The organism is Acidisoma sp. S159 (assembly GCF_009766125.1).
GTDB lineage: Bacteria > Pseudomonadota > Alphaproteobacteria > Acetobacterales > Acetobacteraceae > Acidisoma.
In genome coordinates this window covers 92448-96484 of record NZ_LMUG01000041.1, presented here as the reverse complement: position 1 = coordinate 96484, position 4037 = coordinate 92448, and the positions used below count along the sequence as shown (strand labels likewise).

The window sequence follows — 4037 nt, the reverse complement described above, 5'->3', positions numbered from 1 at the left end:
TGACGGTATCCTCCCGCCATCTCCAGAATCACAATGCGCCGAGCCGAAGCAAGCAATTAATGGGTCCTGACCCTAGATAGTTGGCTGCGAGTTTGTCATATCGGGTCGCGACGCGCCGACATTGCTTGATCTTGTTGAAGAACCGTTTCGACCAGATTGCGCGCGCGATACAGATACGGGCTGAAGCAGATCGGGTCTTTGCGATTCCGTTTCGGTGGAATTGGCCCATGCTCCTTGTTGGCGAGCAAGCTCCCTGGTCCAGTCCGCGTCGTAGCCACGATCCGCGAGCAACATCGTTTGGGGAAGCAGCGCGCTGAGGAGAACTGAGCAAAGCCGACTATCATGCGCCTCGCCGGGTGAGGGCGAGATGGGCCGGCAGGCCGTCGGTGTCCACGACCGCGTGAATCTTGCTCGTCAAGCCTTCTCGCGAGCGACCCATGTCTTGGTGATTGTTGTCCGCGACACAGGCTCCGTGCTGACGCACGCGCACGACGGAGGTATCGATCATCTGCACGGCCGCGTCGTGACCGGCAGCCAACGCACTCCATGATCCGGTCCCAGACGCCAGCCCGCCGCCACCGAACGAAGCGATTGTAACAGGTAGTGCGGGGATCATAGACTTCTGGCAGGTCGCGCCATGGAGCACCTGACCGGAGGACCCAAAAGATGCCATTGAGCACACGACGGTCATTTACCTGCCGAACGCCGCGCGGCTTGTTGGGTAGCATCGGTTTGATGGCGGTCCATTCGTAGTCGCTGAGTTCGTAGCGCATGTTTCAAGGCTCCGGTTTCGGAGCTTGAATCACGTCTCGGGCGGAGCCATCAAGCCGCGAGAGCTGATCGCGAACCCGCTAAAGGTCTGAATCTACTTCCTCCTTTGGGGGCATAGCCGACTTGGTCAGATTTGCCGCTGGGTCGCCCCTGTAGCGATTGACCCAAAGGGGACGTCTAGCGTTGGCGGCTATTCAGCTTCAACATAGCGAATGATGCTCTGGTTCTGAACGTTTGCGACCAGCTCATCCGCGCGGGACAAAAGCCGACGCAGCAAGGGTGATTGATTTGCCCGATTGTATCCCAGGGCCAAGTCGACCGTTGGGGTGCCCCCCTCAAGCGCTCTAGCGACGACGTTGGGTGCCAGCATGTTCTGCGCATAGAGGGGAACGAGGCTGATCCCGCCGGTGGATGCCACGAGCGACATGGCGGACGATATGTTCTCGCCTGCGTACTTTGCCTCGAGGGTGATGCCGACCCTCGATGCGTAGTCCTGGATGACCTCTTCCAACACCGGAGAGGTTCGCGCCGAACTGACATAGATTTCGTGGGCGAGATCTTGCGGCCGAATCTTCTTGCGCGATGCCAGACGATGGTCGGCCGCCAGCACCGCGATCAACGGCTCCTTCGCCAGCACCTTGAAGACGACACCCTCGTTGTCTTTCTCGGGACGAAGGAAGGCGATATCCAGCTTCCCCCGCATCAATGCGAGCGCGAGTTCTGGTGAGGATTGCGTGCTGAGTGTGACGTCGACGTCCGGGGCTTCCTCCCGCAGGATTCGCAAAAGTTGCGGGAGCCACATAATCTCCAACCCTACGAGGAATCCCATCGATAGGAGAGGCTTTCGCGGACGGGCCGTCTGCCGGGCCCCCTCCGTTGCCGCCTCGACCTGAAGTAGCGCCAATCGCGCGTGATCGAGAAATACGCGTCCGGCAGTGGTCAGCGTCACGCCGCGGGCCTGGCGCTCCAATAGCTGAACGCCGACTTCGGATTCCAGATCGCGGATCTGTCGGCTGAGCGATGGCTGAGAGGTGTTGAGTCGCCGCTGAGCGGCGGTCAGCAGGCTGCCTTCTTCAGCGACCGCAATAAAATAGCGTAGATGCCTAAGTTCCATACACCCTCGTATATCTTCCAAGCATAGCTTGAAGCTACAAGGTGTCAAACGGCATCAGATCGGGACCCCGGATCGGCGCCCAAAAGGAGGGACCCCTATTTGGACGGCGGAGTGAGCAGCTGGCCGGGTTCAGGCCCGGCTCTTCAAGCGCCAGCTGTCGTTGCCGGTCTCGACGATGTCGCAGTGATGGGTCAGCCCGTCGAGCAGCGCGGTGGTCATCTTGGCGTCGCCGAACACGCCCGGCCATTCACCGAGCGCCGGATTGGTGGTGACCATGATCGAGGTGCGCTCGTAGAGCTGGCTGACGAGGTGGAACAGGGGATGGCCGCTGGCCAGGGCGAACGGCAGGTAACCGAGTTCATCGAGCACGATAATGCATGTGAGTACCCTCTCGCGTAAGGCCGACACTGACCGTCCGGCCCATGTTGGGGTAACGGCCTCGGTCCGGTCGATACCGTCAAGACCTGATGAACGAGAGCAAGTCGGGGTTGAGGACATCCGCATGCGTAGTGAGCATGCCATGTGGATAGCCGGGATACGTCTTCAACGACCCGTTCTTAAGCAGGTCGACCGCACGCGGCACTGAACTTGCGAACGGGACGACTTGATCAGCCTCGCCATGCATCACCAGCACCGGCACAGTAATCTTCTTGAGGTCTTCGGTATAATCTTCGAGCCAAGAGTCGACCGTCGCGTAGTGAGCAAGGGCACCGCCGCCCATGCCTTGGCGCCACCAGTTCGCAATGATCGCCTCCGAAGGCTTCGCGCCATCGAGGTTGTAGCCGTAGAACGGGTTCTCAGGCACGAAACGGTAGAACTCCGACCGATTGCCCAGTACGCCTGCCCGGATCGCTTCGAACCACTCGGGCGGCCGACCGGCCGGGTTGTCTTCGCTCCGGTACATGTTCGGCGTCAGCGAAGCGACCAGAACCGCCTTCGCGACCCGCTCCTGGTGGCGAGCGACGTAGCGAGCCACTTCACCGCCGCCCGTCGAATGCCCGATATGGATCGCGTCGCGCACGTCGAGGTGTTCCGTTAGGGCCGCGAGGTCGGCAACCCAATGGTCCATGTCGTTGCCGGTGTTGGGTTGGTCGGACCGGCCGTGGCCGCGCCGGTCGTGGGCGATCACCCGGTAGTCGTGGCGAAGGAAGAAGGTCATCTGGGCGTCCCAGTCGTCCGCCGTAAGCGGCCAGCCGTGGCTGAACACGATCGGCTGGCCCGAGCCCCAATCCTTGTAGAAGATGTTTACGCCGTCCGTGGTGGTAATGGTGGGCATCAAGTCGCTCCGTCTGCGCTTTGAACATTGTTTTAAAGAGCCAAGAAATCGTCCCGAGGCGTGACGATAAAATGTTCGTCAGCCGGAGAACGCGACTGTAAATTCCCCGTCTGACAAGGACAAATGCTTTTTCACGCTTAACGTATGCCTTGAAGGTATGGGGAGGTGGAGGGTTCGAAAACTCTCTGACTTTGAAAACTGATATATGATTCCGTGTTTTCGTGATTTTGACGGAGATGGAACGTGGGTCAGCCGGGATTTTGATGTGGATGAACGGGGCAGTTCCGGCCTGATCTGAAGCAGGCGCCGGCTGACCTGCGCCCCGTTCTAAAAACGTAGTCCAACAGGATTCAAAATGGGCGAAGCCGTTCGCTTTGCGGTTTCCCGCCCTGGCGCGCAAACGTGTTCGAGGACCTTCCTCAGGCCTTATTTAATGAGGCTTGCAAATCATCCTGACGTCGGCCCTGGCACATAGCCTCGTTGCGCTGCTATGCAGCAATACGTCGGCTACCGAGGCATAGCGGAATCTGGCGTGGCGTCGCGTCTGCAGATTTATGGGTTCACGGCCTAATTTAGCCAACAGCTTTGTCTCGCAGATTTCGTGACCATTGCGCGACAGAGAAAACAATATTTTTTCTTCAGCGGCTCCACTTGACAGAGGGCCGAGAAATATTTAGCCGATTTGATTATCGGAATTTAATGCATCAGCATATTGTGCTTGCGAGTACTCGACGCCATGTGCAGCTTTCGACCAATGTCGCGGCGTAGCCATTCTGATGACTAGTTGGATATCAGGACCTTGTGTCAGAATTCGCCGGTAATCTGAAAGAAACATGCACTATGTCTGCCACCACCACTACTACCCGCGCGCCGCGC

General features: G+C 58.8%; 2 protein-coding genes and 2 pseudogenes. All 4 read right to left on the bottom strand.

The window, feature by feature from the left end; all coding sequences use genetic code 11:
- Positions 1-28: 28 nt before the first annotated feature.
- Positions 29-773, bottom strand: a pseudogene (locus tag GSQ92_RS11895) (IS5 family transposase).
- Positions 774-961: 188 nt separating this feature from the next.
- The gene (locus GSQ92_RS11890; RefSeq protein WP_158802590.1) at positions 962-1885 is read right to left on the bottom strand and encodes a LysR family transcriptional regulator; all 924 of its coding nucleotides are present in this window, start codon (positions 1883-1885) and stop codon (positions 962-964) included.
- 129 nt (positions 1886-2014) lie between these two features.
- A pseudogene (locus GSQ92_RS30920) lies at positions 2015-2302 on the bottom strand (ATP-binding protein); the annotation flags it as partial.
- Positions 2303-2342: 40 nt separating this feature from the next.
- Positions 2343-3161 carry an alpha/beta fold hydrolase gene (locus GSQ92_RS11880; protein WP_158802589.1) on the bottom strand — a complete coding sequence of 273 codons (819 nt, stop codon included), beginning with the start codon at positions 3159-3161 and terminating at the stop codon, positions 2343-2345.
- Between the last annotated feature and the right edge of the window lie 876 nt (positions 3162-4037).